Raw genomic sequence first — 14,983 nt, forward strand, 5'->3', positions numbered from 1 at the left:
GGTACAGCTGAGGGGTGTTTTGTTCAATACAGCCATCAGGTCGCTCTTTACCTTGAGGCCTCGTTCAACTGAATAGAAGAAGGTCTGTGATGAGTCTGATTATCTCGATGGCGGCGTTTGCACTGGTGGCCTCGATAACCCCAGGGCCGGTGAATATCGTGGCGTTGAGTTCCGGTGCGCAGTTTGGTTTTCGCGCCAGTCAACGGCATGTGGCCGGGGCGACGTTGGGTTTCGTCGTGTTGTTGGTGTTGATGGGATTAGGGCTGCATGAGGCGTTAAAGCGATGGCCAGCGCTGACGCAGGTGGTGCAATGGGCGGGTGTGGCGTTCCTGTTGTACATGGCCTTCAAGTTGGCCGCCGATAATGGGCATCTGGATGCGAAGGAGTCAGGCCGTGCACCGTCGATGCTGTATGGCGCGGTCATGCAATGGCTCAACCCGAAAGCCTGGCTGGCCTGTGTGGCGGGCATGGGCGCTTTTGTGGCGGATGGCGAGGCGCGGCTGGTCTGGCAGTTTGCCGCGGTGTATCTGGTGATTTGTTACCTGTCCGTCGGCTGCTGGGCTTATGCCGGGACGTTTTTACGCGGCTATCTGAGTAACCCGGCGGGCATGCGCCTGTTCAATCGGAGCATGGCGTTGCTGCTGGCCGCGAGCGCGGTGTACCTGTTGTTTTAGCCGCGATACTGCCCCGGTGTCGCCGCCAGATGCTGTTTGAACGCACGCTGAAAATGCGCCTGATCGGCAAACCCGGCTTCGAGCGCTACATCGGCGATCAGCTTGCCGCTGCGCAGCTGATCGCGGGCGAACTGGATGCGCCGGTTGACCAGAAAGGCGTGGGGCGTCATGCCGTAATGCTGCTTGAACGCACGAATCAGATAGGACGGCGATAGCTGAGCCGCCTCGCAAATGTCTTCGAGCTTGAGCAGTTGCGTGCAGTTGTCGCGGATGTAATCGGCCGCCCGCTCCAGTTTGAAATTGGGCTCGCGCAGCGGTTGATCGATCGGATTGAGCCGCTGCTGCACGTCGGTGAAAAACTCCACGGCCGCGCTTTGCTTGCGCAGCACATCTTGCTGCGCATCGACCAGCACGTCGTACAAACCCTTCAGGCCGGCAAACAGCTCGCTGTCGTGAGTGTGGGTGATGGAAAACCGGCGAAACGCCAAGTCCTGGCTGAAACCGAGCTGATGCTGCAAATCGGTCAGCCAGGGTGTCTCGACGTACAGCATCAGGTACGACCACGGCTCGTCATCGATGGGATTGCAGGCGTGGACATCACCGGGATTCATCAGCACCACGGTGCCTGCACTGACCTGAAACTCCGATTGCTCGTGGAGGTAGGTACTGCGCCCGGCCGTGATCGCGCCGATGGAAAAGTGCTCGTGGGAATGCCGTGTGTAGCAGACCTCGCGGCCGTCGGCGATGGAACGGGCTTCGATGAAGGGCAGGGCGTCGTCGCGCCAGAAGCGCGGGGCTTTGTCAGCGTCTTTGGCAACGGCGGGCTTCATGGTCAGCGTCCTCGGCAGGTCAGCGTCGAAGTGTATTAGCTCTCGCCGTCAAAGGCTCGTTGCAGTGCCGCGATATCGAGTTTTTTCATCTGCAGCATCGCCGTCATGGCGCGTTGGGATTTTGCCGTGTCAGGGTCTTTCATCATGTCCATCAGGGCCACCGGTACGATCTGCCAGGACACGCCGAATTTGTCCTTCAGCCAGCCGCATTGCTGGGCCTCAGCGGGTCCGCCCGCGGACAGGCGCCCCCAGAAGTGGTCGACTTCTTCCTGATTATGGCAATTGACCTGAAATGAAACCGCCTCATTGAATGTGAACACGGGACCACCGTTGAGGCCGGTAAAACTCTGCCCGTCCAGTTCGAAACTGACCGTCATCACCGAGCCTTCGGGTCTGCCGTGGATCTCCTGACCGGCCTTGCCGTAGTGGGTAATGGCGGTGATTTTCGAATGATCGAAGATTGCACAGTAGAACTTCGCGGCCTCCTCGGCGTGATCGTCGAACCACAGGCAGGGCGTGAGTTTTTGAACACGGTGCATGGCGTCGCTCCTCTACGGATTACTCAGGCTGGACTTTCAGCGTAGTCAGCCTCTGGTCGTCTGGCCGTACCGTAGATCGACAAGTTGAAAGAGTTTCCTTTGGCGACGGAATCAACAATGTCGGCATGACCCGATAGCCGCTAGACTGCGGACCTGGTTTGCCGCAAGGACGCTCTGCATCATGGTTATTCCTCGTTTATTGGCTGTTTCCTGTCTGCTGACCGCCGCTGCGGTGAGTGCCGAACCGCTGACGTATCACCTCACGGATCCCGCGCAGAAATACGTCATCGACGTGCTGTTTGCAGAGCCGCCCACCCAGACTTTCGACGGCGCTCCCGCGCTGATTACGTTGCGCGAAAGAGCCGGCGGGCAGGTGCTGCAGCGCATCGAGTCAGCCGAAGCGTTCGCCCTGTTCAAGCCAGGCCGCAAAGCTTCGGAGTTCGACCGCAACCTGGCGTATGCCGATCAAAGTCTGCTGTTGTTCGGCGATTTCAATTTCGACGGGCAACAAGATCTTGCCGTACGCAATGGCAATGAAGCGGGCTATGGCGGCCCTTCCTACGACATCTATCTGTTCGATCCCGAGAGCCCGACGCTCGTGTTGAGCACGTCCTTTTCCGCTCTGACCCGTGACGCAAATCTGGGCATGTTCGACATCGACCCGGTCACCAAGCGCCTGCATACCCAGTCCAAAAGCGGTTGCTGCTGGCGCCAGAGCGCGACTTGGCAAATTCAGGACAACCGTCCAGTGATGGTGGCCGAGAAAATAGAGGTGGTGCAGAAGCCGTCGGAAGCCAACCCGTTCATGCCATATGGCTATGTGGACGTTACCGATCGTGAACTGAAATCTGGCCAGTGGACGGAGCGTCGTCGCCTCGAGGGTCCCGTCGGCGAAGCGCCCGTCATGTTGCGCGGCACCCTCGATGACAAGATCCCCGTTGAGCTGTGGTGGCAACTTCAGGGTGATGTCTATGTTGGCGAAGTTCGCTACAGCAAGACCGGCAGCGGTAAACCGATCCGGCTGGTGGGCAATACCTACGAAGATGGTGGAATCGTTCTGCGTGAACTGGACGACGACGGTCAGATGATCGGCAACTGGTTCGTCGAAGGCACGCCGAACGAGCAGGGCAGCCAGACCGGCACGTGGATCAACGGCTCTCGTCAATTAAGCATCAATGTGCGGCCGACCGCGTTCAAGGTCGCCGCGCAAAAGCTTGAGCCGGTTGCTGACAGTCAGCGAGAAGGGCGCTACCTCGTGAGCAATGTCCAGGATCGGCGTGTCGGCGAGTTGACCCTCAAAATATTGCCGGGAATCGACAACGGCCCCGAGATGGCGGACATCAACCTGAGCATTTTTCAGCTCAAGGATCCGCCCGTCGAAGTCCATCATCAGTATCCATTGCTCGCCGGCAACCTTGTCATCGCGCTGGACCCCCAGGGCGATCCGCTGTTTCGGCTGCAGTTGCTCAATGGCGCTGCAGAAGTGACCGGTTTTGGCGAGTATCAGAAGTACAGCGCGGCTTATGTGAAACAACCCTGATGTAGTCGTAATGACGTTTGATCGGGTCGGTATGACTACTTCGAGCTGGATACTCGTGGTCTGAAGGCGAAGGTTCAGCGACGTCCCAGGCCTCCTTTTTCAGAGATCCACCGGGTGGCCAAATCGATAAAGGCCCGCAGTTTCGGCTGTGTCTGTGTCCGGCTGGGAAAGTACAGGTACAACGCCGAGCTGAGTGGCACAAAGGGTTGCAGCACCCGTTCCAGGCGTCCATCCGCCAACTCGTCGGCAATTTCCAGATCACAGGCATAGGCCAGGCCCGAACCGCTGCGTGCGGCCGCCACCAACAATCGGCGGTCATTGACGATCACGCCGCCCTCGACGCCCACGGTGAAGTCCCGACCCTCGCGACGAAACTCCCAGCGATGCGCGCTGCCGGAGGTCGAGAAGCGAAAGCCGATGCATTCATGTCGGGTCAGGTCTTCCGGGATGAGCGGTTTGCCTGCTTTGGCAAAGTACGCCGGGGAGCCCACCACCGACCATTGCAGGTCAGGTGTCAGACGCACCGCGATCATGTCTTTTTCAATCGACTCTCCCAGGCGAATCCCGGCATCGAAGCCGCCAGCCATCAGGTCGACCGTGGCGTCATCCAGGGAAATATCGAGGGTGACTTGCGGGTAGGCCTGCCGGAACAGCGGAATCAGCGGCTCCATCAACAGCGTGCCGGACAATCGCGGTACGGTGAGTCGCAACGTGCCCATGGGCTGATCACGGAAACCGCTGAGCACCGCCAGGGCTTCATCGATTTCACTGGCCGCCGGACGCAAGCGGGCAAACAGGCTGGCGCCGGCTTCGGTCAGTGCCACTCGGCGCGTGGTGCGCTGAAACAGCAGCACGCCGGTACGTCGTTCCAAGAGTTTGATCGCATGGCTGACGGCGGTGGGCGTAACGGCTAGCCGAGTCGCGGCCAGGGTGAAACTTTTGTGCTCGGCGACGGCGAGAAACTCGGTCAAACCGTCGAAAGGGTCGTGATTCATATCGGCGCCATTATGAAAGAGCGTTTCATAGTGCTTGTAACACGAAGGCATTTTTCTAACCAATGTTCCTGCGTACCTTGTGCTTACCCCAACTGCCTACAAGGATTCGCGAACATGACCACTGCCCAAAACTTCAAACGTGTCTGGCTCATCACCGGCGCTTCTCGCGGTATCGGCGCCAAAATCGCTGCCGCCGCGCTGGCCAATGGCGACGCCGTGGTCGCCACCGCCCGTGACGCCAGGAGCATCACCCAGCGTTTTGGCGAGCAGCCAGGCTTGCTGGCCGCCACCCTTGATGTGACCAACGAAGCCCAGGGCGTTACGGTGGCCAACGCCGCCATTGAACACTTCGGGCGCATCGACGTGCTGGTCAACAATGCCGGTTTCGGTTTGCTCGGCGCGGTGGAAGAGGCCAGCGCCGACGAAGTGCGACGCGTGTACGAAACCAACGTCTTCGGCTTGCTGAATGTCACGCGCGCCGTCCTCCCGCACATGCGCGCCGCTCGCCGTGGTCATGTGATCAACATCTCTTCGGTGGGCGGTTATCAGTCGGCACCGGGTTACGGTGTGTACTGCTCGACCAAGTTTGCCGTCGAAGCATTGAGCGAAGCCTTGCACGGCGAGCTGGCGCCGCTGGGCGTCAAGGTCACCGTGGTCGAGCCGGGTTACTTCCGTACCGACTTCCTCGACAGCAACTCTCTGGTCGAGTCCCCTGAAACAATTGCCGACTACGCGTCGACCTCCGGTGAAATGCGCAAGGTGGCCAAAGCCGTCAATCAGCAACAGCCAGGCGACCCGGAAAAACTCGCTCAGGCGATGATCATCCTGGTCGAGGCCGAGCAACCACCGCTGCGCCTTCCGCTGGGCACGGACTCGGTGACTTACATCGAGGCCAAGAACGCCTTCGTCACCGGCGAGCTGAACGCCTGGCGCGAGTTGTCAGTGTCCACCGACTTCTAAGCCCCACCCGCTCTGTGTAGCAGCTGCCGAGCCCGCGAGGCTGCGTTCGGCGACGAAGTCGTCGTAAACCCTGCGAACGCAGTTTTCCTGGCACACCGCAGAGCCTGACTTCACGACGACTACGTCGCCGAACGCGGCCTCGCGGGCTCGGCAGCTGCTACACAGAGTGAGTTACTTCAGTCTTCTTTGTGTGACCGGTGGTCGATGAACCTGTCTCGCCCGGTAATTTGCGCTTAGCTGTAGGGATAACCCGAGGTTCCCGAGAGCCCCTTCAGAACACCGTGAATCTGAGGAAATTCGCAATGCTGACCCTCAACATCAATGGCAAGGACCAGGCGCTGGATGTCCCCGCAGACATGCCGCTCCTGTGGGTCCTGCGCGATGTCGCGCACCTGACCGGCACCAAGTTCGGTTGCGGCATGGCCCAGTGCGGCGCCTGCACCGTGCACGTCGACGGCGCGCCGCTGCGCTCCTGTATCACCCCCGCCACAGCCGTGGCCCACGGGCAAAAAATCCTCACCATCGAAGGCCTGTCCACCGACGGTTCGCACCCGGTGCAACAAGCCTGGGCCGAACTCGATGTGGTCCAGTGCGGTTACTGTCAGTCCGGGCAGATCATGTCTGCCGCCGCTTTGCTGGCGAAAATTCCCAAACCCACCGACAGCGACATCGATCAGGCGCTCTCCGGCAACATCTGCCGCTGCGGCACCTATCCAAGGATCCGCGCAGCGGTCAAACGCGCCGCCGAGATCGGTTGATGCCACGTTGACGGGAGTCCCAACAATGAACAGCCTCAATCCTCTGTCACGCCGCGGTTTCCTCAAGGGCAGCGCGGTGCTGGGCGGTGGTCTGGTGGTGGCGTTTGTCATCCCCGGTGGTCATCGCTTTGCCATGGGCGCCGAGAATCAAGGCAATGTTTTCGCGCCCAATGCGTTTTTGCGGATCGGCAATGACAACAGCGTCACCATACTGCTCGGCCATTCGGAAATGGGCCAGGGCATCTGGACCGGCCTGACCATGTTGATCGCCGAAGAACTGGACGCCGACTGGTCGAAGATCCGTGTCGTACATGCCCCCGCATCGGCCGCCGAGTATGGTCTGGCCGGGTTTGGCGGGATGCAAATCACTGGCGGGTCCACCTCGACCTGGATGGAGTTCGACCGCTACCGGCAGGCCGGTGCAGCGGCGCGTTTGATGTTGATCGACGCGGCGGCCAAACGCTTCAACGTTGCGCCCTCCGGGATTCGCACCGAATCGGGTGTGGTGATTGCCGGCGACCAACGCGCCACCTACGGCGAACTGGCCGATGACGCCGGCAAGTTGCCGGTACCGGATCCGGCGTCGATCAAGCTCAAGGAGTCCAAGGACTGGAAAATCATCGGCAAACCGACCAAGCGCCTGGACACCCCGGAGAAAATCACCGGCCGTGCCAAGTTCGGCATGGACGTGCAGTTCGATGGTCTGATGACCGCCATGGTCGCGCGCTCGCCAGTGTTCGGTGGCAGCGTTAAATCCTTCGAAGGCGCCGAAGCGCTGGCGATCCCGGGCGTACACAAAGTGGTGCAGGTGCCCACCGGGGTGGCGGTGATTGCCGACCATTACTGGGCGGCGAAGCTGGGGCGCGATGCGTTGAAGATTGATTGGGACCTGGGCCCGAACACCGGGCTCGACAGTCAGACGCTGCTGGAAAGCTTCCGCAAACTCGCCGCCACCCCTGGCGCTTCGGCCAGTCAGGCCGGTGATGTCACGGCGGGTCTGGGTAAAGCGGCGAAGACCATCGATGTCGAATACAGCGTGCCGTACCTGGCCCACGCGCCGATGGAGCCGCTCAACTGCACGGTGAAAATCACCCAGGACAAATGCGAAATCTGGACCGGCACCCAGTTCCAGACGCTGGATCAAATGGTCGCCGGGAAAATCACCGGGCTCAAACCCGAGCAGGTGGAGATTCATACCGAGTTTCTGGGTGGCGGTTTCGGTCGCAGGGCCAATCCGACCTCGGACTTTGTCGCTGAAGCCGTGGAAGTCGCCAAGGCAGCGGGCGCGCCGGTAAAAACCGTCTGGTCCCGGGAGGACGACATTCGCGGTGGCTACTATCGCTCGGCGTTCCTCCATCAGGCCCGCATCGGCCTCGATGCTGGCGGCCTGCCGATCGCCTGGAAGCATGTGATGGTCGGGCAGTCGATCATGGCGGGCACGTCATTCGAGGCGACCATGGTCAAGAATGGCATCGACAAGACGTCTGTCGAAGGGGTCGCCGACAGTCCCTACCTTGAGGGGTTGGCGAATCATCAGGTGGATCTGCATTCGCCGCAAACCGGCATCCGCGTGCTCTGGCTGCGTTCGGTAGGGCACACCCACACCGCGTTCGTGATGGAGTCGCTGATCGACGAACTGGCAGAGGCGGCCGGCAAGGATCCGGTCGAGTACCGACGAACCTTGCTCAAGGAACATCCACGGCATCTTGGCGTGCTGAACCTGGCCGTCGAGAAAGCCAACTGGAAGGCGCCACTGCCGGATGGCCATGCGTTGGGTGTTGCGGTGCATGAGTCTTTCGGCAGTTATGTTGCCCAGGTGGCCGAGGTGTCCCAGGACAACCTGGCGATCCGTGTGCATCGGGTGGTGTGTGCGGTGGATTGCGGGATTGCGGTCAACCCGATGAGCATCGCGGCGCAAATGGAATCGGCCATCACCTTCGGCCTCGGATTTACCTTGCACAGCAAACTGACCTTCAAGAATGGGCAGGTGGTGCAGTCCAATTACCACGACTATCAAGTGCTGCGGCTCAACGAAATGCCGGTGGTGGAAGTGCATATCGTGCCCAGCAGCGACAAACCCGGCGGCATCGGCGAGGCCGGTGTGCCGCCCACGGCGCCGGCAGTGGCTAACGCGGTGTTCGCCCTGACCGGCCAGCGCTTGCGCGAACTGCCGTTGCAACTGTCGGGGGTGTGAGATGAGACGACATCTGGTTCTTGGCGCGGTGGTGTTGATCGGCCTGATCGCCTACGCCGAGCACGTGTTCGCTGACGATAAGGAAGCCATCAAGGCGTTCGATACCGTGCAAAAGGTCTTTCAGAGCCCGCGGTGCCAGAACTGCCATATCCCCGGCGATTCGCCATTGCAGTTCGACGCCGGGATTCCCCACGCCATGAACGTCGTGCGGGGCATGGACGGCAAGGGCGCGGCGGGTCTGCCCTGCGCTACCTGCCACGCCGAGAGTAATCCGCCAGCCAGTTACGGCGCTCACGCACCGCCGGGGGCGCCGCACTGGAGCCTGCCGCCAGCCGCGCACAAAATGGCCTGGATCGGGCTGCCGGCCGATAAATTGTGCGCAATGATCAAGGACCGTTCCAGCAACGGTGACCGCGATTTCGCCGCGCTGATCAAGCATGTCAGCGACGACAAGTTGGTGCTTTGGGGCTGGAATCCGGGTCAGGGAAGGGCGCCGGTCCCGGTGCCGCATGATATTTTCGTCACCCAGTTCAAGCGCTGGGCAGACGCGGGAGGGCCATGTCCGGTCGTGGGAAGTTGACCGGCGGTCCGTTAACAGGGAGTCAAACCGGGTATGGACGACTCTAAGAAATATACCCGCCAATGGAGTGAGTAATGCTGATCCCAGGCAAACCGGTAAAACCAGGCGCATGCGCCGACCCGTTGCGCACGCCACTGCAGGAGCGCGAACTGCTGCGTGACTTGGCCCGCAAGGCCGAGGAGGAGTTGATGGGCGTGCAGATGGCGAGCATGGATGAGTTGACGCTGCTCTCCAACCGACACGGTTTTACAGCGCTGGCCCAACAAGGGCTGGATGTCTGCCAACAGCTGAAAAAGTCAGCGACGATGCTGCTCTTCAATATTGATGACTTCAAACACATCAACTATCTCTATGGTCGTGCCGAGGGCGACAACGCCCTGAAAACCTTCGCTGATGTGCTGCGAATCGCCTTTCGCGAGAGCGATGTGATCGGCCGGTTGGGCAGCGACAAATTCGTTGCGTTGCTGACCGGCTCAAGCGTTGTGGAAATACCCGCGATCAGGGCGCGACTCGAAGAAATACTCGAAGAGCGCAATGCCACGGTGCATCGCGGTTATGACATCCACTTCAGTGTCGATCAGATCGAGTTTCATCCTGCGCTCCACCAGACGGCCGAGGGCTTATTGGCCGCGATCAGTGAGCAAATCGGAAGCGACCCGTTCGGCCACCCGTAGCAACGAACCGTCATTTCTGAACCGGCCGATCATCTGTAAACCGATAGGCATCGATCCTTCAGCGCGAACCAGCGGGATATTCACCTGCGGCCAGCCGAACGCGCCCCAGAACTTGATGAAATCCGATGGCCCGGTGCTTTCCAGGCCCACGGGCGCGACCATCCCGCAGCAGGGGCCGAGCATTGCGTCGTAGGGCTGGCATCGTTCATTCAAGCGCGGTGCAAGCGCCGCCAACCGGGCCTTGGCAGCGGACTCCTGTTCCCAGGTTGTCGCCGCCGCTCGGTCGAACATTGCCAACGTCGAAGGGCTTAACAGTGCGCGGTGTTCCTGAAACTCCTTCGCCAGAGAACGGGCGCCTTCGCAATCGTTGATTAACAGGTGATCGTCGAATACTCCGGCAAATTCATCCGGCAGTTGCACGTCGTTGACCTGATGACCGGCGCTGAGCAAGTGGTCCACGGCCTGTTCCAGGGCGTTGGCCACCTCGGGGTCGACCTGATCCCAGCGCGCTGTGCGATAGAAGCCCAATTGCAGAGGACGTGGTTCAACCTCAGGCACTGCAAAACCTGGAATCAACACCCGCGCCACCAAGTGCAAATCCCGCACCGAGCGACCGTACCAGCCTACGGTGTCGAAGCTCGGCGCCAGCGGCTTTACGCCTTCCAGCGATACCAGTCCAAACGAAGGTTTGAACGCGAACAGACCGCAATAGGACGCCGGTTTCAGCAGTGAACCGGCAGTCTGGGTGCCCAGCGCCACAGCAAAGAAATCCGCTGCCATCCCGGCCGCTGAGCCGGCACTGGAGCTGCCCGGCGTGCGGTCCGGGTCATGCGGGTTGCGGGTCGGGCCGGTGTGCATGTACGCAAATTCAGTGGTGTGGGTCTTGCCCATGATCAGCGCGCCGGCCTGACGGAGCAGGGTCACCACATGGGCATCCCGGGCAGGTTGATGACCGGCATAGATGGGCGAGTTAAATTGCGTCGGATGGTCGGCACTGTCGAAGACATCCTTCACCCCCACCGGGACTCCGGCCAGCAAGCCACGACTGTTGTGCAACGCAGCATCGGTGCGTACTTTTCGGGCATCGAACGAGACGAAGGCCCGGATGTCCGGCTCCAGCGCCTGAATGCGCTCCAGGACCGTTTCGGCGATGACGGCGGCGGTCGTCTCACCCTTGATCACGGACTGACTGAGGGCTGTGGCATCCGGGACGGGGCGGATCATTTGGCAAACAACTGAGTGATGTCCTTGAATGCCTTGAACTCAAGCGCGTTGCCGCAAGGGTCGAAGAGAAACATCGTGGCTTGCTCGCCCACCAATCCCTGAAAGCGAATGCCCGGCTCGATGACGAATCGGGTATCGAGGGCTTTCAGGCGTTCGGCCAGCGCCTCCCATTCGTTCATCCCCAACACCACGCCGAAATGCGGCACCGGCACGTCATGACCGTCGACAGCATTGGTGTGCGCGGCTTCTTGAGAGGCGTTTTTCGGCGCCAGGTGAATGACCAGCTGATGGCCGAAGAAATTGAAATCGACCCAGTGATCGCTTGAGCGACCTTCTTCCAGGTCGAACACCTGGCCATAAAAATTGCGCGCGGCAGTCAGGTCGTAGACCGGGATGGCCAAGTGAAAAGGGGATAGTTGCATCGGATGTGCCTCGGCTGTCTGGATTCGGATTGAGTTTAGCCCTGTGCTTTTTGATTAAAAGACGATAATTTTTGCATCGAGCTCAAATTATTTCGATCAATCGAGAACGCCATGCTGCGGGAACTGAAAACCTTTATTGCGGTGACGCGCTACGGCACTTTTGCCGCGGCCGGGATGCACATCGGCCTGACCCAGTCGGCCGTCAGCGCGCAGATTCGCAATCTGGAACAGGCCTTGGGTATTCGTTTGTTCGACCGCACCGGACGTCAGGCGCTGCTCAATGCGGCGGGCCAGCGGGCGTTGCCGATGGCCAGGGAAATGCTCGAGACTTTCAGCCGCATGGCGGTCAGCGATGATGTCAGCGAGTATCGCGGCGAGTTGAAAATAGGCGCGGTGGCCACGGCCCAGACCGGACTGCTGCCCCAGGCGTTGCTGCGGCTGAGGCAACAGGCGCCGTTGCTGGAGCCGAAACTGGTGCCCGGCGTGTCGCTGAACCTGTTGAGCCAGGTGGACACCGGTGAGGTGGATCTGGCGATCCTGATCAAGCCGCCGTTCGAGTTGCCCAAAGAACTGTCAGCGCAGGTCATCCGCAAGGAGCCGTTTGTATTGATCGTGCCGGCGGACCTTGAAGGCGATGAGCCGTTGCAGATCCTCGCGAGCCATCCGCACGTGCGTTACGACCGCAATTCGTTCGGTGGAAGATTGGTGACGCGGTTTTTGCGTGAGCAGCAGGTTGATGTGCAGGTGGCTTTGGAGCTGGATGAACTGGAAGCCATCGTGAAGATGGTTGAATGCGGGTTGGGGGTGTCGCTGCTACCCGAGGCGGGGCTCTGGCTTGAGCATGGGGCGAAGGTTCGGATCATTCCGTTGGGGGCGTTGACGTTCTATCGGGAGATTGTGTTGTTGCAGCGTTACAGTCAGCGCACACAACCGATCCAGCAGCTATTTGCCAACTGCCTGACACTAATTGACGATTAACCACAAATCCCCTGTGGGAGCGGGCTTGCTCGCGAAGGCGTCGTGTCAGACGACATCAATCTTGAATGATCAACCGCATTCGCGAGCAAGCCCGCTCCCACACTGGATTGCATCAGACCTGGAATAGCAGGCACAAAAAACCCGCCTCAAGAGGCGGGTTTAATGAGATGGTCAGCCTGACCGAAGATTACTCTTCGAGGCTGCCCATGGCCGTGGTGTTGAAACCACCGTCCACGTACATGATTTCGCCGCTGATGCCGGACGCCAGGTCCGAGCACAGGAAGGCGCCGGCGTTGCCGACTTCGTCGATGGTGACGTTACGACGCAGCGGGGTTTGCGCTTCGTTGGCGGCCAGCATCTTGCGGAAGTTCTTGATGCCGGAAGCGGCGAGGGTGCGGATAGGGCCAGCCGATACGCAGTTGACGCGGGTGCCGTCCGGGCCCAGGGAGCCGGCCAGGTAACGAACGCCAGCTTCCAGGGAAGCCTTGGCCATGCCCATTACGTTGTAGTTCGGCATGGTGCGCTCGGCGCCCAGGTACGACAGGGTCAGCAGGCTGCCGTTGCGGCCTTTCATCATTTCGCGGCCGGCTTTGGCCAGGGCCACGAAGCTGTAGGCGCTGATGTCGTGAGCGATGCGGAAACCTTCACGGGTGGTGGCTTCGGTGAAGTCGCCATCCAGTTGGTCGCCCGGGGCGAAGCCGACGGAGTGCACGATGCAGTCCAGACCATCCCACTTCTTGCCCAGCTCAACGAAGACCTTGGCGATTTCTTCATCGCTGGCCACGTCGCACGGGAAGCACAGGTCAGGGTTGGAACCCCAGCTTTGTGCGAACTCTTCGACACGACCCTTGAGTTTGTCGTTCTGATAAGTGAAGGCAAGCTCAGCGCCCTCGCGATGCATGGCGGCAGCGATGCCGGATGCGATGGACAGCTTGCTGGCGACACCGACGATCAGTACGCGCTTACCGGCGAGAAAACCCATGTGTTGCTCCTCTCTTTCAGGTTATTGCGCAGTGGCTGGGGCCAGGAAAGCGGCTTCCAGCAACTGCTGTGTATACGGATGTTTGGGGGCCGCAAAAATACTTTGCGCGTCTCCCTGTTCGACCACTTGGCCTTGCTTGACCACCATCAGCTGGTGGCTCAGCGCTTTGACGACAGCCAGGTCATGGCTGATAAACAGATACGTCAGGTTGTACTTGGTTTGCAGTGAACGCAAAAGCTCCACCACTTGGCGTTGCACTGTCCGGTCGAGGGCCGATGTCGGCTCGTCCAGCAGAATCAACGCCGGTTTTAGCACTAATGCCCGGGCAATGGCGATTCTCTGCCGTTGCCCACCGGAAAATTCGTGGGGGTAGCGGTGCCGGGTTTCCGGGTCCAGACCTACCTCCTTGAGTGCCGCAATAATCGCCAGTTCCTGTTCCGCCTCGGTGCCCATCTTGTGGATCCGCAGGCCTTCGCCGACGATCTGGCTCACGCACATCCGTGGGCTCAGGCTGCCGAACGGGTCCTGAAACACCACCTGCATCTCCCGCCGCAGCGGCCGAACCTGTTGCTGCGTCAGGCAGTCTAGCTGCTTGCCTTCAAAACGGATGGCGCCTTTGCTGCCGATCAGCCGCAAAATCGCCAAACCCAGTGTCGACTTGCCCGAACCGCTTTCTCCCACAATCCCCAGGGTCTGGCCCTGAGGCAGGCTGAAATTGATTCCGTCCACCGCTTTGATGTGGTCGACGGTCTTTTTCAGAAAGCCTTTCTTGATCGGGAACCAGACTTTCAGGTCCTCGACTTGTAGCAAGGGCGGGCCGATAACGTTAGTTGCCGGCTTGCCGCTGGGCTCCGCTGCCAGCAGTTCCCGAGTGTACGGATGCTGCGGTGCGCGGAACAACTCTTCGCACGATGCCTGTTCGACGATGCAACCGCGCTGCATGACACATACGCGATGTGCAATTCTTCGCACAAGGTTCAAATCGTGACTGATCAGTAGCAGCGCCATGCCCAATCGGGCCTGTAATTCCTTGAGCAATTCGAGGATTTTCAGCTGGACGGTCACGTCCAGCGCGGTGGTTGGCTCGTCGGCGATCAGCAGTTCCGGCTCGTTGGCCAGGGCCATGGCAATCATCACCCGCTGACGCTGGCCGCCAGACAATTCATGGGGCAGGGCCTTGAGGCGTTTCTCGGGCTCCGGGATGCCGACCATTTCCAGCAGCTCCAGCGTGCGCTTGGTCGCGACTTTGCCGATCAGGCCTTTGTGGGTGCTCAACACCTCATTGATCTGCTTCTCGATCGAGTGCAGCGGATTGAGCGAGGTCATCGGCTCCTGGAAGATCATCGCGATCCGGTTGCCGCGGATGTGGCGGATGGTTTTCTCTTTCAGACTCAGCAGGTTTTGCCCGGCGTACTCGATGGTCCCGGACGGATGCCGGGCGAGCGGGTAGGGCAGCAGCCGCAGGATCGAGTGCGCCGTCACCGACTTGCCGGAGCCACTTTCGCCCACCAGCGCGAGGGTTTCCCCGCGCTTGATATCGAAGCTCACGCCTTCGACCACCCGTTGAACGCGCTCGCCAACGACAAATTCGACGGCCAGGTCGCGCACTTCGATCAGATTGTCCTGATTCATT

15 protein-coding genes and 1 pseudogene are annotated in these 14,983 nt (G+C 60.3%); 9 read left to right on the forward strand and 7 right to left on the reverse strand.

Annotated elements, in window-relative coordinates; all coding sequences use genetic code 11:
* Nucleotides 1-89: 89 nt before the first annotated feature.
* Nucleotides 90-674, forward strand: a complete 585-nt coding sequence (locus ACMXYI_RS20305; RefSeq protein WP_415768774.1) for a LysE family translocator — start codon at nucleotides 90-92, stop codon at nucleotides 672-674.
* Here ACMXYI_RS20305 and ACMXYI_RS20310 read toward each other — a convergent pair.
* Both ACMXYI_RS20310 and ACMXYI_RS20315 read right to left on the reverse strand, forming a co-directional pair.
* On the reverse strand, nucleotides 671-1,504 hold the full coding sequence (locus tag ACMXYI_RS20310; protein ID WP_415768775.1) for a helix-turn-helix domain-containing protein: 834 nt from the start codon (nucleotides 1,502-1,504) through the stop codon (nucleotides 671-673). The two genes, ACMXYI_RS20305 and ACMXYI_RS20310, sit on opposite strands and share 4 nt — an antisense overlap.
* 35 nt (nucleotides 1,505-1,539) lie before the next feature.
* On the reverse strand, nucleotides 1,540-2,043 hold the full coding sequence (locus tag ACMXYI_RS20315; protein WP_415768776.1) for a VOC family protein: 504 nt from the start codon (nucleotides 2,041-2,043) through the stop codon (nucleotides 1,540-1,542).
* 181 nt (nucleotides 2,044-2,224) lie between these two features.
* Here ACMXYI_RS20315 and ACMXYI_RS20320 point away from each other — a divergent pair, with 181 nt between their 5' ends.
* Nucleotides 2,225-3,583 carry an XAC2610-related protein gene (locus ACMXYI_RS20320; protein WP_415768777.1) on the forward strand — a complete coding sequence of 453 codons (1,359 nt, stop codon included), beginning with the start codon at nucleotides 2,225-2,227 and terminating at the stop codon, nucleotides 3,581-3,583.
* A gap of 74 nt (nucleotides 3,584-3,657) precedes the next feature.
* Here the strand turns inward: ACMXYI_RS20320 and ACMXYI_RS20325 are convergent, their stop codons facing one another.
* Nucleotides 3,658-4,578, reverse strand: coding sequence for a LysR family transcriptional regulator (locus ACMXYI_RS20325; protein WP_415768778.1), 921 nt, complete (start codon nucleotides 4,576-4,578; stop codon nucleotides 3,658-3,660).
* A gap of 114 nt (nucleotides 4,579-4,692) precedes the next feature.
* Here ACMXYI_RS20325 and ACMXYI_RS20330 point away from each other — a divergent pair, with 114 nt between their 5' ends.
* From ACMXYI_RS20330 to ACMXYI_RS20350, 5 genes are all read left to right on the forward strand, one after another.
* On the forward strand, nucleotides 4,693-5,538 hold the full coding sequence (locus tag ACMXYI_RS20330) for an oxidoreductase (RefSeq protein ID WP_415768779.1): 846 nt from the start codon (nucleotides 4,693-4,695) through the stop codon (nucleotides 5,536-5,538).
* A gap of 302 nt (nucleotides 5,539-5,840) precedes the next feature.
* On the forward strand, nucleotides 5,841-6,296 hold the full coding sequence (locus ACMXYI_RS20335) for a (2Fe-2S)-binding protein (RefSeq protein WP_054615082.1): 456 nt from the start codon (nucleotides 5,841-5,843) through the stop codon (nucleotides 6,294-6,296).
* Nucleotides 6,297-6,321: 25 nt separating this feature from the next.
* Entirely contained in the window at nucleotides 6,322-8,490 is a 2,169-nt protein-coding gene (locus ACMXYI_RS20340; RefSeq protein ID WP_415768780.1) for a xanthine dehydrogenase family protein molybdopterin-binding subunit, read from the forward strand.
* Between the two features lies 1 nt (nucleotide 8,491).
* Nucleotides 8,492-9,070: a hypothetical protein gene (locus tag ACMXYI_RS20345; protein WP_415768781.1), complete on the forward strand. Its 579-nt coding sequence runs from the start codon at nucleotides 8,492-8,494 to the stop codon at nucleotides 9,068-9,070.
* A gap of 74 nt (nucleotides 9,071-9,144) precedes the next feature.
* Nucleotides 9,145-9,744, forward strand: coding sequence for a GGDEF domain-containing protein (locus ACMXYI_RS20350; RefSeq protein WP_415768782.1), 600 nt, complete (start codon nucleotides 9,145-9,147; stop codon nucleotides 9,742-9,744).
* On the opposite strand, the gene ACMXYI_RS20355 is transcribed toward ACMXYI_RS20350, so the two are convergent.
* Complete coding sequence (locus ACMXYI_RS20355; protein ID WP_415768783.1) at nucleotides 9,691-10,968, reverse strand: amidase; 1,278 nt, start codon at nucleotides 10,966-10,968, stop codon at nucleotides 9,691-9,693. The two genes, ACMXYI_RS20350 and ACMXYI_RS20355, sit on opposite strands and share 54 nt — an antisense overlap.
* A complete protein-coding gene (locus ACMXYI_RS20360; protein WP_415768784.1) occupies nucleotides 10,965-11,390 on the reverse strand; it encodes a VOC family protein in 426 nt (141 codons plus the stop codon). Before ACMXYI_RS20360 ends, ACMXYI_RS20355 begins: the two co-directional genes overlap by 4 nt.
* Before the next feature lie 111 nt (nucleotides 11,391-11,501).
* Between ACMXYI_RS20360 and ACMXYI_RS20365 the strand changes: the two genes are divergently transcribed.
* Together ACMXYI_RS20365 and ACMXYI_RS20370 are read left to right on the forward strand one after the other, a co-directional pair.
* The gene (locus ACMXYI_RS20365; protein WP_415768785.1) at nucleotides 11,502-12,368 is read left to right on the forward strand and encodes a LysR family transcriptional regulator; all 867 of its coding nucleotides are present in this window, start codon (nucleotides 11,502-11,504) and stop codon (nucleotides 12,366-12,368) included.
* Nucleotides 12,358-12,468 (forward strand): annotated as a pseudogene (locus ACMXYI_RS20370) (metal ABC transporter ATP-binding protein); the annotation flags it as partial. The gene ACMXYI_RS20365 and the pseudogene ACMXYI_RS20370, both read left to right, overlap by 11 nt.
* A gap of 87 nt (nucleotides 12,469-12,555) precedes the next feature.
* On the opposite strand, the gene fabI reads toward ACMXYI_RS20370, so the two are convergent.
* Nucleotides 12,556-13,350 (reverse strand): enoyl-ACP reductase FabI, encoded by a 795-nt coding sequence (fabI, locus tag ACMXYI_RS20375; RefSeq protein ID WP_008152082.1) that lies wholly within the window; start codon nucleotides 13,348-13,350, stop codon nucleotides 12,556-12,558.
* A gap of 21 nt (nucleotides 13,351-13,371) precedes the next feature.
* Nucleotides 13,372-14,982 (reverse strand): ABC transporter ATP-binding protein, encoded by a 1,611-nt coding sequence (locus ACMXYI_RS20380; RefSeq protein WP_415768786.1) that lies wholly within the window; start codon nucleotides 14,980-14,982, stop codon nucleotides 13,372-13,374.
* Nucleotide 14,983 lies beyond the last annotated feature (1 nt).

Source organism: Pseudomonas lyxosi (assembly GCF_047758685.1).
In the GTDB taxonomy this organism is placed as follows: domain Bacteria; phylum Pseudomonadota; class Gammaproteobacteria; order Pseudomonadales; family Pseudomonadaceae; genus Aquipseudomonas; species Aquipseudomonas lyxosi.

What these genes read in the sequence shown, in the direction of transcription:
- ACMXYI_RS20305 (WP_415768774.1), top strand. Translation starts at nt 90, where the DNA reads ATGAGTCTGATTATCTCGATGGCGGCGTTTGCACTGGTGGCCTCGATA.
- ACMXYI_RS20310 (WP_415768775.1), bottom strand. Translation starts at nt 1,504, where the DNA reads ATGAAGCCCGCCGTTGCCAAAGACGCTGACAAAGCCCCGCGCTTCTGG.
- ACMXYI_RS20315 (WP_415768776.1), bottom strand. Translation starts at nt 2,043, where the DNA reads ATGCACCGTGTTCAAAAACTCACGCCCTGCCTGTGGTTCGACGATCAC.
- ACMXYI_RS20320 (WP_415768777.1), top strand. Translation starts at nt 2,225, where the DNA reads ATGGTTATTCCTCGTTTATTGGCTGTTTCCTGTCTGCTGACCGCCGCT.
- ACMXYI_RS20325 (WP_415768778.1), bottom strand. Translation starts at nt 4,578, where the DNA reads ATGAATCACGACCCTTTCGACGGTTTGACCGAGTTTCTCGCCGTCGCC.
- ACMXYI_RS20330 (WP_415768779.1), top strand. Translation starts at nt 4,693, where the DNA reads ATGACCACTGCCCAAAACTTCAAACGTGTCTGGCTCATCACCGGCGCT.
- ACMXYI_RS20335 (WP_054615082.1), top strand. Translation starts at nt 5,841, where the DNA reads ATGCTGACCCTCAACATCAATGGCAAGGACCAGGCGCTGGATGTCCCC.
- ACMXYI_RS20340 (WP_415768780.1), top strand. Translation starts at nt 6,322, where the DNA reads ATGAACAGCCTCAATCCTCTGTCACGCCGCGGTTTCCTCAAGGGCAGC.
- ACMXYI_RS20345 (WP_415768781.1), top strand. Translation starts at nt 8,492, where the DNA reads ATGAGACGACATCTGGTTCTTGGCGCGGTGGTGTTGATCGGCCTGATC.
- ACMXYI_RS20350 (WP_415768782.1), top strand. Translation starts at nt 9,145, where the DNA reads ATGCTGATCCCAGGCAAACCGGTAAAACCAGGCGCATGCGCCGACCCG.
- ACMXYI_RS20355 (WP_415768783.1), bottom strand. Translation starts at nt 10,968, where the DNA reads ATGATCCGCCCCGTCCCGGATGCCACAGCCCTCAGTCAGTCCGTGATC.
- ACMXYI_RS20360 (WP_415768784.1), bottom strand. Translation starts at nt 11,390, where the DNA reads ATGCAACTATCCCCTTTTCACTTGGCCATCCCGGTCTACGACCTGACT.
- ACMXYI_RS20365 (WP_415768785.1), top strand. Translation starts at nt 11,502, where the DNA reads ATGCTGCGGGAACTGAAAACCTTTATTGCGGTGACGCGCTACGGCACT.
- fabI (WP_008152082.1), bottom strand. Translation starts at nt 13,350, where the DNA reads ATGGGTTTTCTCGCCGGTAAGCGCGTACTGATCGTCGGTGTCGCCAGC.
- ACMXYI_RS20380 (WP_415768786.1), bottom strand. Translation starts at nt 14,982, where the DNA reads ATGAATCAGGACAATCTGATCGAAGTGCGCGACCTGGCCGTCGAATTT.